Origin of the sequence: Streptomyces sp. S3(2020), assembly GCF_013044505.1 — a bacterium.
Taxonomy (GTDB): Bacteria; Actinomycetota; Actinomycetes; order Streptomycetales; family Streptomycetaceae; genus Streptomyces.
This window is the reverse complement of sequence record NZ_JABERD010000411.1, coordinates 1-3,915: the sequence shown is the minus strand read 5'-3', so window position 1 is coordinate 3,915 and position 3,915 is coordinate 1. Positions and strand designations below refer to the sequence as shown.

Annotated in this window: 4 protein-coding genes; 3 read left to right on the top strand and 1 reads right to left on the bottom strand. The window is 72.0% G+C overall.

What is annotated here, in order from left to right; translation table 11 throughout:
• Positions 1-327: 327 nt before the first annotated feature.
• From HLK59_RS48770 to HLK59_RS48760, 3 genes are all read left to right on the top strand, one after another.
• Complete coding sequence (locus HLK59_RS48770; RefSeq protein ID WP_171148130.1) at positions 328-1,857, top strand: APC family permease; 1,530 nt, start codon at positions 328-330, stop codon at positions 1,855-1,857.
• 74 nt (positions 1,858-1,931) lie between these two features.
• On the top strand, positions 1,932-2,657 hold the full coding sequence (locus HLK59_RS48765; RefSeq protein ID WP_171148129.1) for a molybdopterin-dependent oxidoreductase: 726 nt from the start codon (positions 1,932-1,934) through the stop codon (positions 2,655-2,657).
• Positions 2,641-3,261 carry a cytochrome b/b6 domain-containing protein gene (locus HLK59_RS48760; protein ID WP_171148128.1) on the top strand — a complete coding sequence of 207 codons (621 nt, stop codon included), beginning with the start codon at positions 2,641-2,643 and terminating at the stop codon, positions 3,259-3,261. The genes HLK59_RS48765 and HLK59_RS48760 overlap by 17 nt, the downstream gene beginning before the upstream one ends.
• On the opposite strand, the gene HLK59_RS48755 is transcribed toward HLK59_RS48760, so the two are convergent.
• On the bottom strand, positions 3,172-3,915 hold a 744-nt coding region (locus tag HLK59_RS48755), incomplete at its 5' end, for a hypothetical protein (protein WP_171148127.1). The two genes, HLK59_RS48760 and HLK59_RS48755, sit on opposite strands and share 90 nt — an antisense overlap.

The window sequence follows — 3,915 nt, the reverse complement described above, 5'->3', positions numbered from 1 at the left end:
CGCCGGGGGGTGGGATAAACGCCGGGGCGCGCTCAGGTGGGGCGGTCCGCTCGACGCGGGTGGGCAGGGGGCCGGAGGTGGCGAGGCGGCTGGTGGTGGGGGCGCGAGGTTGGTGCGTGAGGTGACTGATGCCGGAGGTGGGGCCGGTAGTCGCATTGCGCGGTGGCACGGGGAGGCCTGTCTGGTGGGAGAGGGGGGGTGAGGGCTGGTGGGGTGTCAGAGGGCCGAAGCTCCGTGCCGCGCGCGACAGCGCGCTCGGCACGGTGTGACGGCCCTCAGACACCCCCCAAGCCTTCATCGCCCCTCCCCGAAAAGGACGGTCTCCCCGTGACAACGGACAGTTCGAGTACGAGCAGAACCGACGGCATCAGTACCTTCAAGGGCCAGGAGCGGGCCCTGCGCGCCGACCGCCTGGGCACCGGGGGCCTGCTGCTCTCCGTGCTCGCGGCGACCGCGCCCCTCATGGTGGTCGCGGGTGTCATGCCCACCACATTCGCGGTGATCGGCATCGTCGGACAGCCCCTGCTCTTCGTCCTCCTCGGCGTGATCCTCGTCCTGTTCGGCATCGGCTACGCCGAGATGAGCCGGCACGTCCACAACGCCGGCGCCTTCTACGCGTACATCTCCCGCGGCCTCGGCGGCACGGCCGGCGCGAGCGCGGCGCTGGTCGCCCTGGTCGCCTACAACGCCCTCCAGGTCGGCATCTACGGCATCTTCGGCTTCGAGGTCTCCGGCCTCTTCGCCACCTACGCCGAGGTGGAGGTGGCCTGGTGGATACCGGCCCTGGTGGCCGCGCTCGCCGTCGGCGCCCTGGGCTGGCTGAAGATCGACGTCAACGCCAAGGTGCTCGGCGTCCTGCTGGTCATCGAGGTGGCCCTGGTCGTCATCTTCGACATCGCCGCCGTCGCCGACCCCGGCAAGGAGGGCCTGTCCCTGCACGCCTTCAACCCCGACACCCTCACCGGCGCGGGCGTCGGCACCGCGCTGTGCTTCTGCATCGCGGCCTTCCTCGGCTTCGAGCAGGCACCCGTGTACGCCGAGGAGACCAGCCGCCCGCACGTCCTGGTGCCCCGCGTGATGTTCCTGGCCGTCGGCGGGGTCGCCGTCTTCTTCGCGGTCAGCAGCTGGGCCCTCACCGTCGCCACCGGGCCCTCCGCGATCGTCGGCGAGTCCCAGAAGCAGAGCGCCGGACTGCTGTTCAACCTCACCGAGTCCCGCCTCGGCGGCACCTTCACCGACGTCCTGCACATCCTGTTCGTGACCGGCATGTTCGCCGCCATGCTCAGCTTCCACAACGTCGTCGCCCGCTACGCCTTCGCGATGGGCCGCGAGGGGCTGCTCCCCGCCGCCTTCGGCCGCACCACCGGCAGCAGCGGCGCCCCCGGCACCGGGTCCCTGCTCCAGACGGTCGTCTCGGTGGTGATCGTCATCGCCTTCGCAGTCGCCGACGACAAGCCGACCGGCGACCCGACCGTCCCCGTCCTGCACCTGTTCACCTGGTTCGGCAACATCGGCGCCCTCGGGGTGATCGTGCTGATGGCGGCGGCCTCCTTCTCGGTGGTCGTCTTCTTCGTCCGCCGCGGTGCCGTCGGCGCCCAGGCCTGGCGCCTGGTCACCTCCGCGCTCGCCGGGATCGCCCTGCTCGTCATCGCCGGCTACACCGTGAAGGACTTCGACGTCCTGGTCGGCGCGGGACCGGACTCCTCGCTGAGCTGGCTCCTGCCCGGCATCATCGGCCTGGCCCTGCTCGTCGGCCTGGCCCAGGGCCTGTTCCTGCGGGCCCGCTCGCCCGAAGCCCACGCCCGTATCGGTCTGGGCAACGAGGCGTTCCAGCTCGACAAGGCGGCCTCTTCGTAAGAAGTGGTTACGGAAGTCTGACGGACACCCGCGAAACCTGGCCCGCCGGGGCTCGCGGGTGTTCGAATGAATACGTGAACTCCGGACAACCCGAGGAGCAGGGCAGGCCCATCGGCCGCCGTGTCCTCCTCGGCACCCTCGGCCTGGGCGCCCTCGGCGTGGTCGCGGCGCCCACGCTCCAACGCGGCCTGGAGTCCTTCCTCGGCAGCGCCGCCGACAAGGACCCCACCGGCCTCACGGGCCTGCTCCCCAACGGCGGCGGCTTCCGCTACTACTCGGTCGCCTCCTCCGTCCCCCACAAGAACGCCTCGGACTACCGCCTGAAGATCGACGGCCTCGTCGACCGCCCGGCCACCTACACCCTGGACGACCTGAGGGCGATGCCCCAGACCCGGATGGTCAAGGACGTCCAGTGCGTCACCGGCTGGCGGGTCCCCGACACCCCGTTCGAGGGCGTACGCCTCTCCCGGCTGCTCGACACCGCCGGAGTGCGCTCCAAGGGCACGGCGATCCGCTTCACCTGCTTCGACGGCACCTACACCGAGAGCCTCACCCTCGACCAGGCCCGCCGCGCGGACGTCCTGGTCGCCCTGCGCATGCAGGACAAGGACCTCGGCCACAGCCACGGTGGCCCGGTCCGCCTCTACGTCGCACCCATGTACTTCTACAAGTCCGCCAAGTGGCTATCCGGCATCACCGTCACCGAGGACGTGGACCCCGGCTACTGGGAGGAGCGCGGCTACGACGTCGACGCCTGGGTCGGCAAGTCGAACGGACGGGACGATGAGCCTACGAGCTGAAGTCCCGCCCCGGACGCGCGTACGCCGCTTCGGCCGAGCCCCGCGCTGGGTGCACCGCACGACCGCCGCCCTGATGGGCGTCTGCGTGCTCACCGCCGCCTGTCTCTACGTCCCCCAGCTCGCCGAACTCGTCGGCCGCCGCGAGCTGGTGGTCCGCGTCCACGAGTGGTCCGGCCTCGCCCTGCCGGTCCCCGTCCTGGCCGGCCTCGCCTCCCGCCACTTCCGCGCCGACCTGCGCTTCCTCAACCGCTTCGGCCCGCACGACCGGATCTGGCTGCGGGCCGCCCTGCGCCGCGACAAGCGGCCCTCGGCGCGCCCGGCGGGCAAGTTCAACGCCGGGCAGAAGATCTACGCCTCCTGGATCGCCGGCGCCACACTGGTGATGCTCGGCACCGGGCTGCTGATGTGGTTCACCCACCTCACCCCGATCCAGTGGCGCACCAGCGCGACCTTCGTCCACGACTGGCTGGCCCTGACCATCGGTATCGTCCTCGCCGGTCACATCGGCATGGCGCTAGGGGACCCGGAGGCGCGGCGCGGCCTGCGGACCGGGACGGTGAGCCGGGAATGGGCGGAGCGGGAACACTCGTTGTGGCGCCACTGACGCGCCGGGCGTCGCCGACTCGGACACCGTGGGAGCGGGCGCCACGACGGTGAACGCGTCCTCGGCCCGCACCTCGACGCCCCCGAACCGGACGGCCACGTCGACGGCCTTCGGCAGGCCCTCCACCACCGGCACCACCACGTTCAGCACCAGATGGTCACCCGCCTCGGAGGCGAGGACCGGCGGTCCCTCCAGCTGCCGGCCGTCGATGAACACCCGCCCGTCCCGCAGCAGTTCGGCATGGTCGAAGTACGTTCCGGCCAGCTCGACGGCGACGGTCTCCCCGGGCCGTGCCTGACCGTCGTCACCCGCGTCGACCCCGGCGATCGCGTACGCGCAGGCGGGCGCGGCACCGGAGGCGGCCTGGAGCCGCACGGTGGCGGTGGGGTGGCGCCGGTGGAAGTCGAGCAGCCCGCCGAGCACGGTGTACGCGGCCCGCCCCTTGCAGGTGTCGGACTTCCCCGCGAGCGCGGCGAAGTCCCGTGCCGCCGTCTCCCAGCTGCCGCCCCTGCCCTGCACGGCGAGACAGGCGGAGGCGAGCCCGCGCAGCAACCGCCACTCGTCGTCCGCCGGTGTCCGGGGGATGACATCGAGGGCGGACCGGCACCGGGTGGGGGCGGAGGAGGTCGTAGACGCTGGACGGGTCCGGTACGC